18 protein-coding genes are annotated in these 21,056 nt (G+C 74.3%); 10 read left to right on the forward strand and 8 right to left on the reverse strand.

Going from position 1 to position 21,056, the window contains the following annotated elements:
* Positions 1–55: 55 nt before the first annotated feature.
* Positions 56–1,009, reverse strand: coding sequence for a DMT family transporter (locus tag EPD83_RS05140; protein ID WP_165566292.1), 954 nt, complete (start codon positions 1,007–1,009; stop codon positions 56–58).
* A 77-nt stretch (positions 1,010–1,086) separates the two neighbouring features.
* Entirely contained in the window at positions 1,087–2,226 is a 1,140-nt protein-coding gene (locus EPD83_RS05145) for a carboxylate-amine ligase (RefSeq protein WP_128368102.1), read from the reverse strand.
* A 168-nt stretch (positions 2,227–2,394) separates the two neighbouring features.
* On the opposite strand from EPD83_RS05145, the gene EPD83_RS05150 reads away from it, so the two are divergent.
* The gene (locus EPD83_RS05150; RefSeq protein WP_205859421.1) at positions 2,395–3,582 is read left to right on the forward strand and encodes an acyl-CoA dehydrogenase family protein; all 1,188 of its coding nucleotides are present in this window, start codon (positions 2,395–2,397) and stop codon (positions 3,580–3,582) included.
* Positions 3,583–3,588: 6 nt separating this feature from the next.
* Here EPD83_RS05150 and EPD83_RS05155 read toward each other — a convergent pair whose 3' ends face one another.
* A complete protein-coding gene (locus EPD83_RS05155) occupies positions 3,589–3,966 on the reverse strand; it encodes a VOC family protein (RefSeq protein ID WP_128368104.1) in 378 nt (125 codons plus the stop codon).
* A gap of 244 nt (positions 3,967–4,210) precedes the next feature.
* Between EPD83_RS05155 and EPD83_RS05160 the strand changes: the two genes are divergently transcribed.
* Positions 4,211–5,431 (forward strand): MFS transporter, encoded by a 1,221-nt coding sequence (locus EPD83_RS05160; RefSeq protein WP_165566293.1) that lies wholly within the window; start codon positions 4,211–4,213, stop codon positions 5,429–5,431.
* 31 nt (positions 5,432–5,462) lie between these two features.
* Here EPD83_RS05160 and EPD83_RS05165 read toward each other — a convergent pair whose 3' ends face one another.
* The 4 genes from EPD83_RS05165 to EPD83_RS05180 form a co-directional block, all read right to left on the reverse strand.
* On the reverse strand, positions 5,463–7,385 hold the full coding sequence (locus tag EPD83_RS05165) for an MDR family MFS transporter (protein ID WP_128367232.1): 1,923 nt from the start codon (positions 7,383–7,385) through the stop codon (positions 5,463–5,465).
* Positions 7,382–7,852 (reverse strand): MarR family winged helix-turn-helix transcriptional regulator, encoded by a 471-nt coding sequence (locus tag EPD83_RS05170; RefSeq protein ID WP_164896526.1) that lies wholly within the window; start codon positions 7,850–7,852, stop codon positions 7,382–7,384. The genes EPD83_RS05165 and EPD83_RS05170 overlap by 4 nt, the downstream gene beginning before the upstream one ends.
* Positions 7,853–8,043: 191 nt before the next feature.
* Positions 8,044–8,520: an SRPBCC family protein gene (locus EPD83_RS05175; protein WP_165566294.1), complete on the reverse strand. Its 477-nt coding sequence runs from the start codon at positions 8,518–8,520 to the stop codon at positions 8,044–8,046.
* Between the two features lie 24 nt (positions 8,521–8,544).
* Positions 8,545–9,393, reverse strand: a complete 849-nt coding sequence (locus EPD83_RS05180) for a maleylpyruvate isomerase family mycothiol-dependent enzyme (protein WP_128367235.1) — start codon at positions 9,391–9,393, stop codon at positions 8,545–8,547.
* 26 nt (positions 9,394–9,419) lie between these two features.
* On the opposite strand from EPD83_RS05180, the gene EPD83_RS05185 reads away from it, so the two are divergent.
* The 7 genes from EPD83_RS05185 to hisD all read left to right on the forward strand — a co-directional run bounded on the left by EPD83_RS05185 (position 9,420) and on the right by hisD (position 17,220).
* Complete coding sequence (locus EPD83_RS05185) at positions 9,420–11,435, forward strand: cytochrome c oxidase assembly protein (protein WP_165566295.1); 2,016 nt, start codon at positions 9,420–9,422, stop codon at positions 11,433–11,435.
* Between the two features lie 197 nt (positions 11,436–11,632).
* Positions 11,633–12,439, forward strand: coding sequence for a nitrilase-related carbon-nitrogen hydrolase (locus tag EPD83_RS05190; protein ID WP_165566296.1), 807 nt, complete (start codon positions 11,633–11,635; stop codon positions 12,437–12,439).
* Between the two features lie 82 nt (positions 12,440–12,521).
* Complete coding sequence (locus EPD83_RS05195; RefSeq protein WP_165566297.1) at positions 12,522–13,889, forward strand: FAD-binding oxidoreductase; 1,368 nt, start codon at positions 12,522–12,524, stop codon at positions 13,887–13,889.
* 99 nt (positions 13,890–13,988) lie between these two features.
* The gene (locus tag EPD83_RS05200) at positions 13,989–14,171 is read left to right on the forward strand and encodes a hypothetical protein (protein ID WP_165566298.1); all 183 of its coding nucleotides are present in this window, start codon (positions 13,989–13,991) and stop codon (positions 14,169–14,171) included.
* A gap of 131 nt (positions 14,172–14,302) precedes the next feature.
* On the forward strand, positions 14,303–14,554 hold the full coding sequence (locus tag EPD83_RS05205; RefSeq protein ID WP_128367534.1) for a DUF6458 family protein: 252 nt from the start codon (positions 14,303–14,305) through the stop codon (positions 14,552–14,554).
* A gap of 84 nt (positions 14,555–14,638) precedes the next feature.
* Positions 14,639–15,937 carry a DegT/DnrJ/EryC1/StrS family aminotransferase gene (locus EPD83_RS05210; RefSeq protein ID WP_165566299.1) on the forward strand — a complete coding sequence of 433 codons (1,299 nt, stop codon included), beginning with the start codon at positions 14,639–14,641 and terminating at the stop codon, positions 15,935–15,937.
* Positions 15,934–17,220, forward strand: a complete 1,287-nt coding sequence (gene hisD, locus EPD83_RS05215; protein ID WP_165566300.1) for a histidinol dehydrogenase — start codon at positions 15,934–15,936, stop codon at positions 17,218–17,220. The genes EPD83_RS05210 and hisD overlap by 4 nt, the downstream gene beginning before the upstream one ends.
* A 401-nt stretch (positions 17,221–17,621) precedes the next feature.
* Here the strand turns inward: hisD and EPD83_RS05220 are convergent, their stop codons facing one another.
* Positions 17,622–19,493, reverse strand: a complete 1,872-nt coding sequence (locus EPD83_RS05220) for an acyl-CoA dehydrogenase (RefSeq protein WP_165566301.1) — start codon at positions 19,491–19,493, stop codon at positions 17,622–17,624.
* 1,013 nt (positions 19,494–20,506) lie between these two features.
* Between EPD83_RS05220 and EPD83_RS05225 the strand changes: the two genes are divergently transcribed.
* The gene (locus EPD83_RS05225; protein ID WP_128365571.1) at positions 20,507–21,049 is read left to right on the forward strand and encodes a hypothetical protein; all 543 of its coding nucleotides are present in this window, start codon (positions 20,507–20,509) and stop codon (positions 21,047–21,049) included.
* Positions 21,050–21,056 lie beyond the last annotated feature (7 nt).

A 21,056-nucleotide genomic window follows, 5' to 3' on the forward strand; every position in this document is an offset into this window, starting at 1 on the left:
GAGAACCCCGGCGGGTTCACACACGTTCGCGGCGAGGGGAGGGGGCGGGGAGGCGTCAGGGGGTGCGAACGGGCGCGGGGTCGGCGGACCCGGGCGCGCCGGAGCGGCGGCCGACGCCGGTGGCCACGGCCACGCCCACGACGGCGACGAGGATGCCGAGCCACTCGCGCAGGTCCAGGGTCGTGCCGAAGGTCAGCCACGCCAGCAGCGCCGTCACCGGCGGGCAGACGAAGAACAGCGACGCCGACGCCCCGGCACCGCCCCGCCGCACGAGCATCCCCAGCAGCAGCAGCCCGACGATGGAGTTGACGAGCGCCAGCCACACGACGGACACGACCCCCGCGACCGGGTCGGCCACGGGGTGGACCCCCTCGAGCGTCAGCGCCAGCACCGCCAGGGGCGGCACGCACACGGCGAACTGCACGGCGGCGGCCCACAGCGGGTCCGGGGCCGGTCCCGCGGCGGACGGGTCGTGGTACCAGCGCTGTCCGAGGGTGCCGAGACTCAGCCCGACGAGGCTCGCCAGTCCGAACCCGATCCCGAGCAGCCCGCCCGCCTGGTCCACGTCCGGCCCGAGGACGACGACCACGCCGACGACGCCGAGCACGAACCCGACGACCTGCAGCCGGGTGAGCCGCTCCCCGAGCAGCACCCCCGCGAGCAGGGCGGTGAGCACCGGGCTCAGGGCGTGCAGCAGCGACCCCAGCGTGGCGCCCATGCCGGCGTCGAAGGCGACGTAGATGAGCCCGAACACGACGGCGTTCATCATCAGCCCGACGAGGCCGACCCGCACGAGCGCCGCTCCCCGGATCCGCAGCGGACCGCGGAGGACCCGGGCCAGGAGGGCGGTGACGAGCGCGGCGAGGACGAAGCGGGTGGCCAGCGCGGTGAACGGCCCGACGGCCCGCACCGAGGCCGGCCCGGCGATGTAGCCCGAGCACCAGACGAGGACGAAGGCGCCGGCCGGGACGAGCGGCAGCGCACCGAGCGGTCGCTGCGTCGTCTCCACCTGGTGCCCAACCGGCCCCGCCCGGGAGGCATTCCGCGGCCGCCGACGTGGCGACCGTCCCGGTGACCCCGCCGGGGTCAGCCCCGCCACACCGCGTTGCTCCGCTCGACGAGGTCGTCGACGACCCCCTCGACGCTGCCGGTGCGCTCGAACGCCGCCCGCTGCCGTGCGGCCCCGGCCCCCGCCGAGACGCGGCTGACCCCGTCCTCGACGAGCTCGAGGTCCCCGGCCTCCTCCAGAGGCTCGCGCACGACCTCGACGAGGCGCCGCAGGACGTCGGTCGCCTTCGCGAGGTCGCCGGTCTCCGGGTCGAGCAGCCGGTCCGAGAGGGCGTACCGGGCGGCCCGCCACTGCGCGGCGCGCAGCAGCTCGGCGCGCCACACGTAGTCGGCCGACCGGCCGGCCGCCGTGCGCTCCTCGTCGTCCTGGGCGGCGCGCGCGGCGGCCCGGGTCACGAGCCCACGCACGAGCGCCGAGACGAGGACCGCGTTGTCGAGGTCGGTGCAGACGTCGCTGATCCGCACCTCGACCGTCGGGTGGTCGGCGGCGAGGCGGGCGTCGAAGTAGAGCATCCCGTCGTCCCGGGCGGCGCCGGCCTCGCGCATCCGCCGGCTGACGGTCCGGTAGGTCTCGAGGTCGCCGAAGGGCTCGGTGGGCCCGGCGCTCGGCCACTGGGCCCACACCTGGGAGCGCCACGACGCGTACGAGGTGTCGTGGCCTTGGTAGAACGGCGAGTTCGCGGTCGTCGCGAGGACGACCGGCAGCCACGGCACCACCTGGTCGATGACGGCGACGCCCTCCTCGGGGGAGTAGACGTAGGTGTGGACGTGCATCCCGCAGGTGCCCTGGGGGCGGGCGATCTCGCCGAACCGGCCGGCCATGTCGTGGTAGCGGTCGTCGGTGGTGAGCCGCCCCTCCGGGCTCGGCGTGGGCACGGTGCCCGAGGCCAGCGTCCGCAGGCCGGCGGCCTCCGCCGCCTGGGCGGCGAACCGGCGCCCCCGGGCCAGGTCCTCGCGCAGCTCCTCCAGCGAGCGGCGCGGCGGCGTGCGGGTCTCGAGCTGGTGCTTGAACAGCTCCTTGCCGAGGTCCTCGGGGTCGGCGTCGGGCTCGTTCTCGGCGAAGCGCTTGAGGACCTCGGGGGAGCGGGGTGCGCTCGCCCGGGTCTCGGGGTCGACGAGGAAGAGCTCCTCCTCGACGCCCACGGTGCGGACGGCCATCGGTGTCCTCTCTCCGGGTGTGGATCCGGGCCAGTCTCCCGGTCGGGCCCGCCGGCGGGGGCTTTCGTCTCACCCCACCGGCGGCGCCCCGGCCCGGTGTCCCGCCCCCTCGGCCGGACGCGACGCCGCCGCCGCGCGGGGCATGATGGACCGATGACACCGTCGTCGATGCCCAAGCGCCCGTCCGACCCGCTCGACCTCGTCGACGTCGACGCCCTGCTCACCGACGAGGAGAAGGCGATCCGGGCGACGGTGCGCCAGGTCTGCGACGACCTCGTCGAGCCCCACGTCGTCGAGTGGTACGAGAAGGGCGAGCTGCCCGTCGCCCGGGAGCTCGCGCTGGAGTTCGGCAAGGTCGGCCTGCTCGGGATGCACCTGGAGGGCTACGGCTGCGCCGGCATGTCCTCGGTCGACTACGGCCTGGCCTGCCTCGAGCTCGAGGCCAGCGACTCGGGCATCCGGTCCCTGGTCTCCGTGCAGGGGTCGCTGGCGATGGCCGCCATCCACATGTTCGGCTCGCCGGAGCAGAAGGAGGAGTGGCTGCCGCGGATGGCCACCGGCGAGGTCATCGGCTGCTTCGGCCTCACCGAGCCCGACCACGGCTCCGACCCCGCCTCGATGCGCACGCGCGCCCGCCGGGACGGCGAGGACTGGGTGCTCGACGGCGGCAAGCTGTGGATCACCAACGGGACCATCGCCGACGTCGCCGTCGTCTGGGCCAACGCCGGGGGGGAGCACGGCGGCATCCGCGGCTTCGTCGTCCCCACGGACACCCCCGGCTTCGAGGCCCGCGAGCTGCACACGAAGATGTCGCTGCGCGCGTCGGTGACGGCCGAGCTGACCCTCACCGGTGTCCGGCTGCCGGCCGACGCGGTGCTGCCGGAGGTCACCGGTCTCAATGGGCCGTTGGCCTGCCTGTCCGAGGCGCGCTTCGGCATCGTCTGGGGCTGCCTCGGGGCGGCGCGGACGGCCCTGGAGGCGGCGCGGCGCTACTCGACCGAGCGCACCCAGTTCGACCGGCCGATCGCCGGGTTCCAGCTGACCCAGGCCAAGCTCGCCCACATGTCCACCGAGCTGACCCTCGGCCGGCTGCTGGCCCTGCACCTCGGCCGGCGCAAGGACACCGTCGGACTGCGTCCGGAGCAGGTGTCGGTGGGCAAGTACAACAACGTCACCAAGGCCATCGAGATCTGCCGGACGGCGCGCACGATCCTCGGCGGCAACGGCATCAGCGGCGAGTTCCCGGTCATGCGGCACGCGAACAACCTCGAGTCCGTCCTCACCTACGAGGGCACGGTCGAGATGCACACCCTGGTCATCGGGCAGGCCCTGACCGGGGAGTCCGCCTTCCGCTGAGGCTGCTCACTCGTCGGCGACGACCGAGAGCGTGTTGCCGGCCGGGTCCGTGAACCAGGCGATGAGCGGGCCGCCGCCGCGGAAGACGCCGTCGTCGTCGGTCTGCGCCGGGGTCCCCTCGTACCGCTCGAACCGCACGCCCCGCTCGGCGAGGCGGGCGACGGTCGCCTCGACGTCGTCGACCGGGAAGTTCAGCACCGTGTACGACGCGGGCTGGTGGCTCTTGGTCGGGTAGACCAGGACGGTCGTCCCGCCGGTGAGCTCGAGGTAGAAGCCGGGGCCGCCGGACCGGGTGACGAGCCCGAGGGTCTCGCCGTAGAAGGTGCGGGCGGCGTCGAGGTCGTCGACGCTGAAGCCGCTGAACGCGGCGCTGTCGCTGAGCACGGGAGGTCCTCTCGGTCGGGGTCGTCACGAGGATGAACCCGCGGGCCCGCCGCCGTCATCCCGCCGGCCCGGCCGCGGTCGTGGGGCGGGGCGCGGCGGTGAGAGGATGGCGGGCTGGTCCCCCGTCCCGCCCGCGCCGACGGCCGGACCGCCCGCGCCGGCCGCCGCCGTCCGGCCGCCCCCGCCCCGCCCGCGTTCCGGACCACCCGGAGCGCCGCCCCACCGAAGCCCGTCGAGGTCGCCCGTGCTGTCCGCCTACGCCCCGCTCTTCCGCGTCCCCGGCGTGCTCCCGTTCGTCGCGGGCACGATGTTCGCCCGGGTCGGCGGCGCGATGTTCGGGGTCGCCGTCATCGTCATGGTCAGCGACCGCCGCGGCTCCTACGGGCTCGCCGGCGCCGTGAGCGCCGTCGGTCTCGCGGTCCTCGCCGTCGCCGGACCGGTGCTCGGCCGGCTCATCGACCGGCACGGCCAGCGCCGGGTGGCCCTGCCGTTCGTCGCCGTCGCATCCGGCGCGGGGCTGGCCACGGCGCTCTCGTCGGTGCTCGGCTGGCCCGTCTGGACCCTCTTCGTCCTCTACGGCCTGAGCGCCGCCCTGCCCGAGCCGGGCCCGATGTCGCGGGCGCGCTGGGCGCACATCTTCCGCGACGACCCGGACCGCCTGCACACGGCGATGTCCTTCGAGCAGGTGGCCGACGAGGCGTCGTTCGTCGTCGGGCCGGTCGCGGCCGTCCTCGTCTCCACCCTGTGGTTCCCCGAGGCCGGGCTCGTCCTCGCCGAGGTGCTCTTCACCGTCGGCGCCGTGATGTTCCTGTCGGCCCGCGCCACCGAGCCGCCGGTGGTCCCGCACGCCGACCGCCCGCCCGGCCTCGCGGTCCGCTACCCCGGCCTGGTCGTCGTCGCCGGCGCCCTCGTCCTCACGGGGGTGATCTTCGGGACCAACGAGGTCATCGCCGTCGCCTACGCCGAGGCCGACGGCGCCAAGAGCGCGTCCAGCGTGGTGCTCGGGCTGTTCGCGGTCGGGTCGACGGTGTCCGGCGTCGTCGTCGGCAGCCGGGTGTTCCGCTCGACGCTGACCCGCCGGCTGCTCGTGTCCGCGGCCGGGATGTGCCTGCTCGAGGCGCCCGCCCTGCTCGTCGGCAGCACCTGGCAGCTGGCGGTCGTCATGCTCGTCGCCGGGTCGGCCACGGCGCCGATGCTCATCACGAGCCTGTCCCTGGCCCAGCGCCTCGTGCCGGCGGCGCTCGTCACCGAGGGCATGGCCGTCGCCGTCACCGGCATCCTCGTCGGCATCTCGGCCGGGTCGGTGCTCGGCGGCTGGGCGGTCGAGTGGCTCGGCCCGCAGCGCGCCTACGCGGTGCCGGTGCTCGCCGGCGCGGTCGCCGTCGGCATCGTCGCCGCGCGCTACCGCCGGCTCGAGGAGGCGGAGACCGCCGCCACGACGCCGGGGACCCCCGGGCTCACGTGAGCACCGGGGGTCCGCGTCGGGTGGTGCGCCGTCAGACGACGGGCGCTCCGGCCGGCTCGCCGGGACGACCCGCGGGCCGCTCCGGGCCGTCGGCGGGCTGGTCGTCGTCCGCCGCCGCGCCGACGGCCTGCGGTGCGGCCGACGCCGCGGCCCGCTCCGCCGCCGCCCGGCCGGCCGCCTCGTTGCGCTCGCTGTAGGCCGAGCCGCCGCGCAGCTCGACGTTCGGCAGGAAGAGCATGACGAGGAAGCCCGCGACCATGACGATCGCGCCGACGAGGAAGACGAGGTCCATCGCGTCGGAGAAGCCGATGAGGAACGGCTTGGCCAGCTCCGGGTCGAGCCCGGACAGGAACGAGGAGTCCGAGAGGACGCCGCTGGAGGCGGTGGCGCCGGTGTCACCGCTCTGCGCCGCCTGCTGCAGCGCGCTCGCCACCTGGTTGTCCGCCGACCCGGCCGGAGCCTGGAGGCCCCGGGCCACCGCGGCCTGGAAGTCCTGGGTGCCGGCGACGTTCTGGAACGCGGTCGAGATGCGGTCCGGGACGGCCGAGAAGAGGATCGAGAGGAAGATCGCCGTGCCGATGGTGCCACCGAGCTGGCGGGTGGTCGTCGCGGTGGAGGTCGCGACCCCGATCTGCTGGGCGGGGACCGCGTTCTGCACGGCGAGGGTGAGCGGCTGGAAGTTGAAGCCGAGGCCCGTGCCGAAGAAGAACATGACGATCATCGTCTGCCACAGCGGGGTGTCGTACTGGACGAAGTGGAACCCGAAGAGCCCGAGGACGAGCAGCCCCGAGCCGATGATCGGGAAGATCCGGTACCGGCCCGTGCGGGCGATGATCTGGCCCGAGCTGATCGAGCCGGCCATGATGCCGCCGACGAGCGGGATGAGCTGCAGGCCCGCCTCGGTGGGCGAGGCGCCCTTGACGATCTGGAGGTACAGCGGCAGCGACGCGAGGCCGCCGAACATGGCGACGCCGATGATGACCGACGCCAGCGACGAGACGCCGACGGTGCGGTTGCGGAAGATCGTCAGCGGCAGGATGGCCTCCTCCTTCATCCGCAGCTCCTGGGCGACGAACGACACCGCGGCGACCGCCGAGACGGCGTAGGCGATCCAGGCGCCGGTGGAGGTCCAGCCCCAGGTACGGCCCTGCTCGAGGACGATGAGCAGCGGCACGAGGGCGGCCGACAGGAGGAACGCGCCGGCCCAGTCGATGCGGTGGTCGAGGCGCTGGTGGCGCAGGTGCAGGGTCCGCGACACGACGACGAGGGCCGCGAGGCCGATCGGGACGTTGACGAGGAAGACCCAGCGCCAGCCGGTGAGGCCGAGGATGGAGTCGGCGCCGGCGAAGAAGCCGCCGATGACGGGGCCCGCGACGCTGGAGGTGCCGAAGACGGCGAGGAAGTAGCCCTGGTACTTGGCGCGCTCGCGCGGGGGCACGATGTCGCCGATGATCGCCAGCGCGAGGCTCATGAGGCCGCCGGCGCCCATGCCCTGGACGGCGCGGAAGGCCGCGAGCCCGTACATCGACGTCGCGAACGAGGAGAGCGCCGACCCGACGATGAAGATGGAGATGGCGAACAGGAAGAGGCGCTTGCGGCCGTAGATGTCGCCGAGCTTGCCGTACAGCGGCGTGACGATGGTCGCGGTGATGAGGTACGCGGTCGTCGCCCACGCCTGCTGGTCCAGGCCGTGGAGGTCGTCGGCGATGGTGCGGATGGACGTCGCGACGATGGTCTGGTCCAGGGCCGCGAGGAACATGCCCATCATGAGGCCGACGAGGATCGTGATGATCTGGCGGTGGCTGAGGGCGCCGTCGTCGCCGGTGTCGGTGGGGCCGGCGGCGGTGGCCGTCGCGGCGGGGGTGTGCCCCTCGAGGTGGCGGCCGGGCTCGGCCGGTCCGCTCGAGTGGCTGGTCGGCTGCGCCGGGTCGGCGTGCCGGGGACTGGTGCTCATGGGTCCGTCCTGGTGGTCGTGGTCAGTGAGGTCTCCAGCTCGCCCGCGAGACGGGAGAGCTGCTGGGTGAAGGAGCGGACCTCGTCGTCCGTCCAGTCGGAGAGCAGGGTGTCGAGCCAGGCCTGCCGACCCTCGCGGATGGCCGCGAGGAGCGTGCTGCCGTCGTCGGTGACGGCGAGGACCTGGGCCCGGCGGTCGTCCGGGTCCGGCTCGCGCCGGACGAACCCGTGGTCCACGAGCGTGCTGACCTGGCGGCTCACCGTCGAGGTGTCGGCGTGCACGAGGTCGGCGAGCTCGGACACCCGGCGCGGCTCGCGCGCCAGGTGGAACAGGAGCGGGTACGCCATGGGGTCCACGAGCGGGTGCTGGCGGGGCATCCGCTGGCGGGCGACGTGCAGCAGCTTGACCACCCGGACGAGCTCGTCACCGAGCGCGCCCGCGGGGGTCGAGGTCGAGGTGCAGTGCACGTGGGGGTCCTTTCCGAACAGTTGCTTGCACCATACAACCATTCGGTCCGCGGACCTGTTCCCGTCGCTGAGAACCGCTCAGGGTGGGACGAGGGGTCGCGACGCGCGGCACCCGGCCGCCTCGATGCCGCGTGTCGCGACCCCTCGACCGCCGGGGCGGTGGAACCGGCCTGCGGCCCGGCGGCGGGTGCTCAGGCCGCGCGGGCGCCGAGGTGGGTCAGGAGGTTCTGCGAGAAGCGCTGGCCCATGAGGGCGACGACCCCCTTCATCCCCGCCTCGACGCCGGAGCGGGCGACGCGGGGGAAGGGCAGGTCGACGCTGATCGCCATCGACGTCTCCAGCCGGGTGCCGTCGGTGCTCGGGGCGAGGTCGTACCAGCCCTCGACGCCGGCGATCTCGTCCCCGTCAGCGGCGGCGGGGTCGTGGGTGAACTCCATCCGCTCGTGCTCGACGAAGGTCATCCGCTCGGTGAAGGTGAAGGAGGCGCTCGTGCCCAGCACGGGCACCTTCGTCATCTCCCAGACCCAGTGCTCGCCGCGCTCGGTGACCCGCGCGAGGAACGGGGTCAGCCGGGCGACGGTGTCCGGGTCGGTGATGGCCGACCACACCGCCTCGGGGGAGGCGGTGACCGTGGCGGAGGACCGGGTCGACGTGGTGAACGTCGTCATCGCAGAACCGTAGCCAGGGCGCGGTCAGGGGGTGAAGGCCAGGGCCTGCAGCACCCGGCGTGCCACCTCGTCGTCGCCGACGACGGTGACGGGCAGGTCGTCGGGGTCGCGCCGGCCGCCGGCCAGTCGCATGGCGACGCGGGTGGACATCGACAGCGTCGTCGTCACGACGTCCGGGTGCTCGTCGGTGCCGCCGGTGAACAGGGGGATGCCGCGCGGCCGGCCGTCCTGCTCCTCGACCCGGACGCCGGCCCGGCCGACGGTGGGTCCGGTGAGGTCGAGGACGACGGCGTGCCCGGGCGGCACCTGCGCGTCGCGGGCGGCGGCCCGGGGCAGCACCGCGAACAGGCGGCTCACGCTGACGGCGGCCGCGGCGGTGTCGAGGTCGCCGGGGCGCTCGAGGGCCTCGCGGATGTCCTGCTCGTGCATCCACACGTCGAAGGTGCGGGTGGCGACGAGGTCGGCGAGCGTCGTCGGGCCGAACGGGCCCTCGACGGGCTCCTCGCCGGTGACGTCGTCGGCCCGGTAGACCCCGAGGCGCTCCTCGAGCCGCCACTCCAGCTCGTCGAGGAGGTCCTCCAGGTCGCGCCCGCGTCGCGACGCGACGAGCTTCTCCAGCCGGGCCCCGAAGTCGTTGCGGACGTAGGCGTGGCCGCTGACGTCGACCTCCGGCACGGGCTCGCCGGCGACCATGGCCTCGGCGCTGGCGACGTGCGCGATCTGGTCGAACACCGTCCAGCCCGGGCAGTCGGTGTCGAGGGTGGCGTGCTCGGGCCGCATCGTGCGCCCCAGGTCGGCGACCGCGCGGACCGTCTGCGCCCAGGCGTCGACGGTCTCGGCGAAGCCGGAAGGGGCAGGGGGGTGCAGCGACATGCGGCCACAGTACCTACGCTGCTGTCATGTCCGTCCGCGAGCGCGTGCCCACGGCGGGCGGCGTCGCGCCGGTGAGCCTGCGCCCGTTGGGGGCGGCGCTCGGGGCCGCGCTCGTCGTCCTCGTGCCGGCCGCGCTCGTCACGGGCGCGGTGGCGCCGCTGGCCCTCGCCGACCCCGGGCCGTTCGTCCGCTGGGGCCTGCCGGTGATCGACGCGCTGGCCGACCTCGTGTCCGTCACCGTCGTCGGGCTGCTCGGGCTCGCGGCCTTCGTCGTCCCCGAGCGCCGCAGCACCGACCGCCGGGGCTCCGCGACCCGGCTGGCCGGGGTGCTCGCCGGGGTGTGGTTCGTCCTCGTCCTGCTCCAGGTCGTGCTCGGCTTCGCCGACCTCGCCGGCTCGCCGCTGACGACCCCCGGGCTGCTGGACCAGCTCCTGCGCTTCGCCTGGGAGCTGGAGACGACCCGGGTGCTCGTCCTCAGCGGACTCTGCGCCCTCGTCGTGGCGGTCGGCGCGCAGCTGGTGACCCGGCGGGCGCCGACGGCCTGGCTGTCCCTCGTGGCGCTGGCCGGGGTCCTCGTGCTGTCGCTCACCGGGCACGCGGCGGGGTCGGCCAGCCACGAGGACGCCGTCAACGGCCTGCTCGTGCACCTGCTCGGCGTGACGCTGTGGGTCGGCGGGCTCGTCGCGCTCGTCGTCCTGCGGCCACGGCTCGGCGCCGACCTCGGCAGCAGCGTCGCCCGCTTCTCCGTCGTCGCGACCTGGTCCTTCGGCGCCGTCGCGCTCTCGGGGCTGCTCCAGGCCTGGATCCGGGTGGGGTCGCCCGGGGGGCTGCTCACCGGCTACGGCGCGCTCGTCGTCGGGAAGACGCTCGTGCTGCTCCTCCTCGGCTGGCTCGGGTGGCGGCAGCGGGGCGTCCTCGCCGGTCGGCTGGCCGCGGACCCGTCGGACGGCCGCGCGTTCGCCCGGCTGGCCCTGGCCGAGGTCGTCCTCATGGGGGTGGCCACCGGGTTCGCGGTCGTCCTCTCGCGCAGCCGGCCGCCGGTGCCGGACGCCGTGCCGGACCCGAGCCCCGTCCTCTCCCTGACCGGCTACCCGGACCCCGGCCCGGTCACCGCCGCCGACTGGTTCACCGCCTGGCGGCTCGACTGGCTCTTCGTCGCCGTCGCCGTGCTCGCCGTCGCGGTGTACCTCGGCGGGGTCCGGCGGCTGCGGCGGCGCGGCGACTCCTGGCCGCTGCTGCGGTCGGTGCTCTGGGTCCTCGGCTGGGCGGTCTTCGCCTGGGCGACGTGCGGGGCGCCCGGCATCTGGGGGCGGGTGCTGTTCAGCACGCACATGGTCATGCACATGACGGTGGCGATGATCGTGCCGCTGATGCTCGTCCCCGCGGCGCCGGTGACGCTGGCGCTGCGGGCGCTCCCGGCGCGCGCGGACCGGACGTGGGGGCCGCGCGAGGTCGTCCTCCAGGTCGTGCACTCCCGGCTCCTGCGGGTGCTGTCCAACCCCGTGGTCGCGGCGGCGCTGTTCTTCTTCAGCCTCGCGGCGTTCTACTTCTCGCCGCTGTTCGGCCTGGCCCTCACGACGCACACCGGGCACCTGCTGATGCTCGCCCACTTCCTGCTCACCGGGTACCTCCTCGTCCAGGTGATGATCGGCACCGACCCCGGCCCGCCGAAGTGGTCGCCGATGATGCTCCTCGTCATCCTCTTCGCCACGGTGTCCTTCCACGCCTTCTTCGGCGTCGTCGTCACCGGCAGCCAGGAGCTGCTGGCCGGCGACTTCTGGCGGGCGCTGGACCTGCCGTGGTCGCCGGACCCGCTGGCCGACCAGCGCACCGCCGGCGAGATCGCGTGGGGCATCGGGGAGGCCCCGACGCTCGTGCTCGCCGTCGTCGTCGCCGCGCAGTGGTACCGCGCCGAGACCCGCAGGGCGGTGCGCGCCGACCGGCAGGCCGACCGCGACGGGGGCGCCGAGCTCGAGGCCTACAACGCCCGGCTCGACCGGCTCCGCGCCGAGGCCGAGCGGATGGAGCGCGACGGCCGCTGACGACGTCGTCCGTGGAGATCCGCCGCTCCCGGCCGTCCCGCGGCCCCGGACATTTCGGGGTGACCCCGAAATGTCGTCCTGACCCCTGTTCCAAAGGGGTGTCTCGGCGACGAACCGGGGTGTCGGCGCTCGCCTGCCCCTCGACCCGACGCCGACGACCGCCCCCGGGGCGCGTCGGCGTTTGCGAGGATGGCCGGATGCGCATCGCCGTCGTCCAGCTCGCCTACGGGGACGAGGAGTCCTTCGACGCCCGCGTCGACCGCGTCGCCGGCCTCGTCGCCGAGCAGTCCGGGCACGACCTCGTCGTCCTGCCCGAGCTGTGGGCGCCGACGGGCTTCGGCTACCGCCGCTGGGCCGACGAGGCGCAGCCGCACGACGGGCCGTGGGCGGCGGCGATGGCCGACGCCGCCCGCTCGGCCGGGGTGACGCTGCACGCGGGGTCCTTCGTCGAGCGGCTGCCCGAGCCCGGCCCCGACGGCAACGACCTGGCCAACACCTCGCTGGTGCTCGGCGCCGACGGCGCCCTGCTCGCCACCTACCGCAAGGTGCACCGCTTCGGGTTCGGCAGCGGTGAGCCCAAGCTCATGGAGGCCGGCACCGACGTCGTCGTCCTCGACCTGCCCGACGGCGCGGGCGGCACCGTCCGCACCGGCATCTCCGCCTGCTACGACCTGCGCTTCCCCGAGCTCTACCGCCGCCAGCTCGAGGACGGCGCCCGGATGTTCGTCGTCGTCTCCGCCTGGCCGCTGGCCCGGGTGGGGCACTGGAGCCTGCTCGGCCGCGCCCGCGCCGTCGAGAACCAGTGCGTCCTCGTCGGGGCCAACACCGGCGGTACCCACGCCCGGACGCCGATGGGGGGTCACAGCCAGGTCGTCGCCGCCTCAGGGCAGGTCCTCGCCGAGGCGCCGCACCCCGACGGGGCCGTCCTGTCGCTCGACGTCGACCTCGCCGCCACCGACGTCTACCGCGCCGACTTCCCCGTCCTCGCCGACCGCCGCCTCTGACCGGACCCCTCCGGCCGGAGCCGGATCCTCACCTGGCTCCTCGGACAGCCACCTGGGCACCCGACTCTGCGACAGTGGAGTGATGGACGACGATGCAGTCGAGGAGCTCCGGGCCGCCCTCCCCGAGGGGGTCGTGGTCACCACCGAGTCCGCGCTGGAGAAGTACCGGCACGACTGGACCCGGGACGCGAGCGCCGGCCATCCCCGCGCCGCCGTGCGGGCCGAGAACGCCGAGCAGGTCCAGGAGACGATCCGCTGGGCGGCGCGGCACCGCATCGGCGTCGTGCCGCGCGGCGCCGGCACGAGCCTGTCGGGCGGGTCGATGGCCGTCGACGGCTGCGTCGTCCTCAGCCTGGAGCGGATGAACCGGGTCGAGATCGACCTCGCCGCCCGCGTCGCCGTCGTCGAGCCGGGCGCCCTCAACGTCGAGGTGAAGCGGGCCGCGGCGGCCGAGGGGCTCTGGTACCCGCCGGACCCCAGCTCGTTCGAGATCTGCTCCATCGGCGGCAACATCGCGACCAACGCCGGCGGCCTGTGCTGCGTCAAGTACGGCGTGACCACCGACTACGTGCTCGGGATGGACGTCGTCCTCGCCGACGGCACGCTCGTCACGCTCGGCGGCAAGCGGGTCAAGGACGTCGCGGGCCTGTCGCTGCTCAAGCTCTTCGTCGGGTCCGAGGGCTGCCTCGGCATCGTCACCCGGGCGGTCCTGCGCCTCGTCCCCGCCCAGCAGCCGGCGTCGACGGTCGTCGCCACGTTCCCCACCGTCGCCGACGCCGCGGCCGCCGTCGTCGAGCTCGGCCGCAGCGTGCGCGCGTCGATGGTCGAGCTCATGGACCGCGCCTCGATCAACGCCGTCGAGGACTTCCAGCCGATGGGCCTGGACCGCGACGCCGGCGCGCTGCTGCTCGTCCAGTCCGACGCCCCGAGCGGCGCGCGGGCCGAGGAGGTCGCCGCCATCGTCGCCGCCTGCGAGCTGCACGGCGCCAAGGAGGTCGTCGACACCGACGACCCCGAGGACGGCGAGATGTTCGTCCAGGCCCGGCGGCTGCACTTCACCGCCCTCGAGCCGCGCGGCGCGATGCTGCCCGAGGACGTCGGCGTCCCGGTGCCCCAGCTGCCCGAGCTGCTCGCCGAGATCGAGGCCATCGGCCAGCGGCACGACGTCGAGATCCCCGTCGTCGCGCACGCCGGCGACGGCAACACCCACCCGGCGATCGTCTACGACTCGGCGGACCCCGACTCCGAGCGGCGTGCCCGCCTCGCCTTCGACGACGTCATGCACGCCGCGATCCGCCTCGGCGGCACGATCACCGGGGAGCACGGGGTCGGCCGGCTCAAGAAGGGCTGCCTCGAGGACCAAATCGGCCCGGACGTCATGGCCCTCAACCGGCGCGTCAAGGAGGCCCTCGACCCCGACGGCATCCTCAACCCCGGCTCGTTCGTCTGACCGTCCTCGCGGCGTGCACGGTGGACAGCCGTCGCGCGCGTCCGGGACACTCGGGCCGCGAGGGTCCGCACCGTGCGGACCGGAGCGGGGGTCGGTGCGATGTCGAGTGCTGTGCTGGGCGTGGCGCTGCTCGCGGGAGTCGGCCTGCTCGTGCTGACGGCGGTCGCCCTCGTCCTCGTGCTCGCCGTGCGCGCGTCGACGAGCCGCACCGCGTCCCGGCCCGACGCGGCGCCGGACCCCCACGCCCCGGCCGCGGACGTCGACGGCGGGCCGTGGCCCTAGTCCTCGCAGGTCGGGGTGCCTGTGGGGCCGCCGGGACACGCCCGGATCGGTTTGCACAAACCTTAGACGGAGGGTGTTCGCGCGAGTAGAGTCGAGACGCCAGCCGAACCCCGTCCGTCAGAGGAGACCCCATGTACATCGGACTCGGCATCTTCCTGCTCGTCGTCGGAGCGATCCTGTTGTTCGCGGTGCCGTCCGCGGTCGTCGCGGGCGTCAACCTGTCGGTCATCGGGATCATCCTCGTCATCGCGGGCCTGCTCGCCATCGTCCTGTCCTTCGCCATGCGAGGCCGGAACAACCGCGGGTACACGGCCACGCGCCAGTCGACGGTCGACCCCGCCACGGGCACCCGCGTCGACCGCACCGACGTCGACCCCGGCTGAGCCGAAGACCACGCCGGACGGCCCGTCCCCACCGGGGGCGGGCCGTCTGCATGCCCGGGCCGGACGAGCCATAGCCTTGTCCCCATGGACCGACCTCCGTCACCGGGGAGCGGCGCGACCGCGCAGGCCGCGCCCCCCGAGCCCCTCGGGCTCGACCTCGCGACGAGCGAGCCGATCCCGCCGGAGGGCATCGAGGCCGCCGTCGCCCTGATGCGCAGCGGGGCCTTGTTCCGCTACGCCGAGAGCTCGGGCCAGCCGTCGCACGTCGCGGAGTGGGAGACCGAGTTCGCCGCCTACCTGGGTCGGCGCTACGCCGTGGCCACGAGCTCGTGCGGCGCCGCGATGTTCCTCGCGCTGCACTGCCTCGGCGTCCGGCCCGGCGACCCGGTGCTCATGAACTCCTGGACGCTCGCCCCCGTGCCCGGGGCCGTCGTGCACGCCGGCGGTCGTCCGGTCCTCGTCGAGACGACGCCCGACCTCACCGTCGACCTGGGGTCGCTGCGCGCCCGGGCGGCGGAGCACCCCGGCGCGGTGCTGCTGCTCTCGCACATGCGCGGCCACGTCGCCGACCTGGGCGCCGTGCGGGAGGTCGCGGACGAGTTCGGGCTGCGGCTCGTCGAGGACTGCGCGCACTCGCTCGGCGGGTCGTGGGACGGGCGACCGACCGGGACCTTCGGCGTCGCCGGCTGCTTCAGCACCCAGGGGTACAAGCACCTGAACTCCGGCGAGGGCGGCGTCCTCGTCACCGACGACGACGAGGTCGCCGCCCGCGCGGTCCTCGCGTCCGGCAGCTACCGGCTGCACGGCCAGCACCACAGCCGGCCCGACCTGTCGGTCTTCGAGCCGCTGCTCGGCGAGGAGCCGAACCACAGCATGCGGATGAGCGCGCTGGCCGCCGCGGTGCTACGGCCCCAGCTGCCGCTGCTCGACGAGCGCGTCGTGCGCTGGCGGGCCCTCTACGACGCCGTCGCCGCCGGGCTCTGCGGTGTCGACGGCGTCCGCCTCACCGTGCGCGACCCGCGCGAGCACTTCGTCGGGAGCTCGCTGCAGTTCTTCGTCGACGACCTCGCCCCCGAGCAGGTCGAGGAGCTGTGCCGGACCGCCGGCGCGCTCGGCGTGCACCTCAAGTGGTTCGGCGCGCCCGAGCCGTCGGGGTTCACCGCGTCCTACCGGTCCTGGCTCTACGCCGAGCCCGAGCCGCTGCCGCACACCGACCGGGTCGTGTCCCGGCTGGTCGACGTGCGCATCCCGCTCGCGCTCACCGACGAGCACGTCGAGCGCCTCGTCGCCATCGTCGGCCACGCCATGGACCGCGCCCGACGCGTCACCGCCCCCTCCCCGGCCCCCGACCCCACCTCCGACCCCAGAAGGCAGCCACGATGAGCATCACCCACCTGAAGTCGGCCCCGACGACCGCCGCCGAGGCCGACCCGGAGACGACGGCCGTCGTCGAGCGCCTCCTGCGCGAGGTCGAGGAGGGCGGTGAGGAGGCCGTGCGTCGCATCTCGGCCATGCTCGACGGCTGGAGCCCCGAGTCCTTCCTCGTGAGCGCGGAGCAGATCCAGGCGGCCACCGACCGGCTGCCGGAGCAGGTGCGCGCCGACATCGACTTCTCGCTGGACCAGGTGACCCGGTTCGCCACCGCCCAGCGAGCGACGCTCGTCGACCTCGAGGTCGAGCTGAGCCCGGGCCTCGTCGCCGGCCACCGGCACATCCCCGTCTCCGTCGCCGGCTGCTACGTCCCGGGCGGGCGCTACGCGCACGCCGCGTCGGCCGCGATGAGCATCGGCACCGCGAAGGCCGCCGGCGTGGAGTTCGTCGTCGCCGCCTCGCCGCCGCGCGAGGGCGCGGGCATCCACGACGCCACGCTCTACGCCATGCACCGCGCCGGGGCCGACGCCATCCTCGCGCTCGGCGGAGTCCAGGCCGTCGCGGCCATGGCGTTCGGCATCTTCACCGGGCGCAGCGCCGACGTGCTCGCCGGGCCGGGCAACCGGTTCGTCGCCGAGGCCAAGCGGCTGCTCTTCGGACGGGTGGGGATCGACGTCTTCGCCGGCCCCACCGAGGCGCTCGTGCTCGCCGACGACACCGCGGACCCGTGGGTCGTGGCCGTCGACCTCGCCAGCCAGGCCGAGCACGGGCCGGACTCGCCGGTCGTCCTCGTCACGACCTCGCGGCGGGTGGCCGACGCCGTGATGGAGCGGATGGAGGAGGCCGTCGCCCCGCTGCCGATGGCCGACGCCGCGCGCACGGCGTGGGCGGACTGCGGGGAGGTCGTCCTGTGCGACACCCGCGAGGAGGCCGCGGAGGTCTCCGACGAGTACGCCTCCGAGCACGTCGAGGTGCACGCCGAGGACCTGCCCTGGTGGCACGAGCGGCTGCGGAACTACGGGACGCTCTTCCTCGGGGAGGAGACGACCGTCGCGTACGGCGACAAGTCGGCCGGGCCGAACCACATCCTCCCGACGCGCGGCGCGTCGCGGTACACCGGCGGCCTGTGGGTCGGGAAGTTCCTCAAGACGCTGACCTTCGAGCAGATGACCCGTGAGGCCAGCCGCGACATCGGGCTCGTCGCGGCCCGGGTGTCGCGGGTCGAGGGCATGGAGGGCCACGCCCGCTCCGGCGATGTCCGGGTCGAGAAGTACTTCCCCTCGGCCACCACCTGACCCCACCCGTCCCGACTTTCCCGCCGGGGGCGGAAAAGCCGGGGTTCACAAGGGAACGGCCGCCCCCGCCCGTCCCGACTTTCCCGCCGGGGGCGGGAAAGCCGGGGTTCGCCAGGGAAGACAACCCCGTCGAACCCCGGCTTTGTCTTGCGAACCGGGCGCCGTCCGTCGATCGCTAGGAGCAGCGGCCCTGTCCGTCCCGGCTTTCCCGCCGGGGGCGGGAAAGCCTGGGTTCGCCAGGGAAGACAACCCCGTCGAACCCCGGCTTTGTCTTGCGAACCGGCCGCCGTCCGGGGGCCGTCGTGCGGCGGTCGCAGTCCAGGGGCCGTCGTCCGGCGGTCGCACTCCCGGGGGCCGCCGTGCGTGAGGCGCAGTCCGGGGGTCGCCGCCCTCGGTTCGGGTCAAAAGGCGGACTCGGGCACGTCCATGAGGCTGTTGTCGGTGGCCTCGGCCATGGCCCGCTCGGCGGCGAGGCGCGGCAGCACCTGCCGGGCGTAGAACTGCGCGGCGGCGACCTTGCCCTCGTAGAAGTCGCGCTCCTTGCCGTCGGCGCCGGCGGCGAGGGCGTCGAGCGCCACCGCGGCCTGGCGCAGCAGCAGCCAGCCGACGACGAGGTCGCCCGCGCCCAGCAGCAGGCGGGTCGTGTTCTGGCCGACCTTGTAGAGGTTGGTGACGTCGCCGCCGGCCCGCGGGTCGGACGACATCACCTGGTCGACCATGTAGCCGAGCACGCCTTGGACGTCCTCGAGGCCGCGGCCCAGCAGCTCGCGCTCGCGGTCGATGCGGCCCTCGTGCTGGCCGAGGTCCTTGGCGAACTCCTGGATCTGGGTCGCGAGGTGGGTGAGGGCCTGGCCCCGGTCCCGGACGATCTTGCGGAAGAAGAAGTCCATGCCCTGGATCGCCGTCGTGCCCTCGTACAGGGTGTCGATCTTCGCGTCGCGGACGTACTGCTCCACCGGGTAGTCCTGGAGGAAGCCGGAGCCGCCGAAGGTCTGCAGCGACTCGGTGCCGAGCAGCACCCACGCGCGCTCGGACCCCAGGCCCTTGACGATCGGGAGGAGCAGGTCGTTGACGCGGTTCGCGACGTCGGCGGCCGACCCCTTCTCGAAGGTGTGCTCGCCGGTGGTGAGGACGTGCTGGTCGACGACGTCCTGCTGGGCGGCGGTGTAGAGGACGAGGGCCCGCAGCCCCTCCGCGTACGCCTTCTGCAGCATGAGCGAGCGGCGGACGTCGGGGTGGTGGGTGATCGTCACCCGGGGTGCGCTCTTGTCGGCCTGCTGGGTGAGGTCGGCGCCTTGGACGCGCTCCTTGGCGTACTCCAGCGCGTTGAGGTAGCCCGACGACAGCGTCGCGATGGCCTTGGTGCCGACCATCATCCGGGCGTTCTCGATGACGTGGAACATCTGCGCGATGCCGTCGTGGACCTCCCCGAGCAGCGTGCCGACGGCCGGGGCGTCGCCGCCGAAGGTGAGCTCGCAGGTGGGGGAGACCTTGAGGCCCATCTTCTTCTCGAGGTTCGTCACGTAGACGCCGTTTCGCTCGCCGAGCTCACCGGTCTCGAGGTCGACGTGGAACTTCGGGAGGATGAAAAGGCTGAGGCCCTTGGTGCCGGGGCCGGCGCCCTCGGGACGGGCGAGGACGAAGTGGACGACGTTGTCGACCATGTCGGACTCGGCGCTGGTGATGAAGCGCTTGACGCCGGTGAGCGTCCACGTGCCGTCCTCGTTCTGCACCGCCTTGGTCCGGCCGGCGCCGACGTCGGAGCCGGCGTCGGGCTCGGTCAGCACCATCGAGCAGTGCCAGCCGCGCTCGACGATGAGCTGGGCCAGCCGCTGCTGGTCCGGCGTGCCCATGAGGCGCAGGAGCTTGGCGAAGGAGTACGACGCCGCGAACATGGCCAGCGCCGGGTTGGCGCCGAGGAGCATCTCGTTGACGGCCCAGCGCAGGCTCGGCGGGGCGACGGTGCCGTCGAGCTCGGCGGGCAGGTCGATGGCCCAGAAGCCGCTGTCGCGGTAGGCGTCGAAGCTCTTGCGGAAGGCCGCGGGCATCGTCACCGACTGGTCCTGCGGGTCGTAGACCGGCGGGTGGCGGTCGGCCTCGGCGAAGGACTCGGCGATCTCGTGCTCGGAGAGCCGGGCGACCTCGGCCAGCATGTCGCGCGCGGTGTCGGCGTCGAGCTCGGCGTACGGGCCGGAGCCCAGCACGTCGCCGCGGCCGAGCACCTCGAACAGGGTGAACTCGATGTCCCGCAGGTTGCTCTTGTAGTGACCCATGACCGGTCCTCTCGACGTCGATAAGTAAGCGCTCGCTCACCAGTGTCCTACCAGCCGGTAACAATCGCAAGCAGATGGAATGGGAACGCCCGGAGCTCTGTGCCGTCGGACGGGCCGATGCCGCCGGCGGCGCGATCCGCAGATCGCCGGACGCCGCGCCCGCGCGCCCCGGTACTTTCCCTCCAGCGCAGGCACGACGGGGGTGGTGAGCGGGTGGAGCGGTCCGGGGGACGGGCGAGGGCACGTCTCGCCGTGCTCGTGCTGCTGCTCGCCCCGGTTCGGGGTCGCCGGCTGCGGCGAGGATGGCGGCCCGCGCGAGCTGACGGCCGAGGGAGCGTGCGCGCGCCGGGTCCCGGTCCCCGACGTCGAGGTGAGCTCGGCCGACGGCGTCGTCACCGTCACCTGGGGTGGCCGGGAGGACGACGACGTCCGCTCCTGGACCGTCCACAGGCGGCCCGCGACCGACGCCGGGGGCGCCGGCGGGTGGGCGGTCGTCGCGAGGTCGAGGCCGGTCCGGACGCGCGTCGGACCGTCACGGACGAGGGGCCCTTCCCCGACGGGGAGGCGCAGTACGCGGTCACCGAGGTGACCGGGTCGTGCGGTGAGGGCCCGAGATGTCCCGGGGACGGACCCGGGGCCGAGTGCCGCCTGCCGGTGGTCCGGGTCGACCGACCGGACGTCGGTGGGTGACGGAGCGCGGGAGGGGACGGACGCCGCCGGAGCCACGACGAGGCCGTCGTCGGCGGGCCGACGCCGAGGGTGCTGCGTCGGTCGGCGATCTCCTCGGCCACCGGGCACCTGGGCGCACCGTCGGCCTGACGCGGTCCGGCGCGTCTGCACGACCCGGGCCGTCCCGGCATACTCGGGGGCGTGACCGCGATCCCCGTCCCGTTGCGCCGGCCGGTCCGGCGACGCGACCCGCACGGGGACGGTCGCTCCGCCAGCCGGATGGGGCCGGTGCTCCTGGCGCAGGTGGCGGTCCGGGTGCCACGGGCGTCGACGGAGGTGGGCGCATGAGCGGGCTCGGGCACGACGTCGTCGCGGAGGCGCGCGAGCACATCGACGCCGGGCGGACCTGGCAGGCGCGTGACCTGCTGGCCCGGCACGTCGAGTCCGAGCGCGACACCGACGCGCTGACCCTGCTCGGGCACGTCTACCACGGCATGGGCGACCTCCCGCGGGCCGGCGCCGCGTGGTTCGCCACCGGCACCCGTGGGCCCGAGGCCGACAGCGCGGTGGCCGCGTGGCGTGAGCAGGCGGGCGACGACTTCGCCGTCATGTGGCGCTCGCTGCCCGAGCCCTTCCGGTCCGAGCCGCGACCCCCGCGCATCGAGGCGCTGCGCGAGCGGGCGCTCTCGCGGGAGCCGGACCTCGAGCGGAGCGACTCGCCGCTGACGCCCGACTCCGCGCCGTCCGACGGCACCTCCTCCGACGACGAGGACTCGGGCGGGCTCGACGGCGCGCAGGTCATCGGCTGGATCGTCGGTGCGCTGTTCGTCGTGTGCGCCGTCATCGGGTTCGTGACGGTGCTCGACTGGATCGTCCCGAACGGCTGAGGCGTTC

This window comes from Phycicoccus flavus (assembly GCF_004025965.2).
GTDB classification, from domain to species: Bacteria; Actinomycetota; Actinomycetes; order Actinomycetales; family Dermatophilaceae; genus Phycicoccus; species Phycicoccus flavus.

What these genes read in the sequence shown, in the direction of transcription:
- EPD83_RS05145 (WP_128368102.1), bottom strand. Translation starts at nt 2,226, where the DNA reads ATGGCCGTCCGCACCGTGGGCGTCGAGGAGGAGCTCTTCCTCGTCGAC.
- EPD83_RS05150 (WP_205859421.1), top strand. Translation starts at nt 2,395, where the DNA reads ATGCCCAAGCGCCCGTCCGACCCGCTCGACCTCGTCGACGTCGACGCC.
- EPD83_RS05165 (WP_128367232.1), bottom strand. Translation starts at nt 7,385, where the DNA reads ATGAGCACCAGTCCCCGGCACGCCGACCCGGCGCAGCCGACCAGCCAC.
- EPD83_RS05175 (WP_165566294.1), bottom strand. Translation starts at nt 8,520, where the DNA reads ATGACGACGTTCACCACGTCGACCCGGTCCTCCGCCACGGTCACCGCC.
- EPD83_RS05180 (WP_128367235.1), bottom strand. Translation starts at nt 9,393, where the DNA reads ATGTCGCTGCACCCCCCTGCCCCTTCCGGCTTCGCCGAGACCGTCGAC.
- EPD83_RS05185 (WP_165566295.1), top strand. Translation starts at nt 9,420, where the DNA reads ATGTCCGTCCGCGAGCGCGTGCCCACGGCGGGCGGCGTCGCGCCGGTG.
- EPD83_RS05190 (WP_165566296.1), top strand. Translation starts at nt 11,633, where the DNA reads ATGCGCATCGCCGTCGTCCAGCTCGCCTACGGGGACGAGGAGTCCTTC.
- EPD83_RS05195 (WP_165566297.1), top strand. Translation starts at nt 12,522, where the DNA reads ATGGACGACGATGCAGTCGAGGAGCTCCGGGCCGCCCTCCCCGAGGGG.
- EPD83_RS05200 (WP_165566298.1), top strand. Translation starts at nt 13,989, where the DNA reads ATGTCGAGTGCTGTGCTGGGCGTGGCGCTGCTCGCGGGAGTCGGCCTG.
- EPD83_RS05205 (WP_128367534.1), top strand. Translation starts at nt 14,303, where the DNA reads ATGTACATCGGACTCGGCATCTTCCTGCTCGTCGTCGGAGCGATCCTG.
- EPD83_RS05210 (WP_165566299.1), top strand. Translation starts at nt 14,639, where the DNA reads ATGGACCGACCTCCGTCACCGGGGAGCGGCGCGACCGCGCAGGCCGCG.
- hisD (WP_165566300.1), top strand. Translation starts at nt 15,934, where the DNA reads ATGAGCATCACCCACCTGAAGTCGGCCCCGACGACCGCCGCCGAGGCC.
- EPD83_RS05220 (WP_165566301.1), bottom strand. Translation starts at nt 19,493, where the DNA reads ATGGGTCACTACAAGAGCAACCTGCGGGACATCGAGTTCACCCTGTTC.
- EPD83_RS05225 (WP_128365571.1), top strand. Translation starts at nt 20,507, where the DNA reads ATGAGCGGGCTCGGGCACGACGTCGTCGCGGAGGCGCGCGAGCACATC.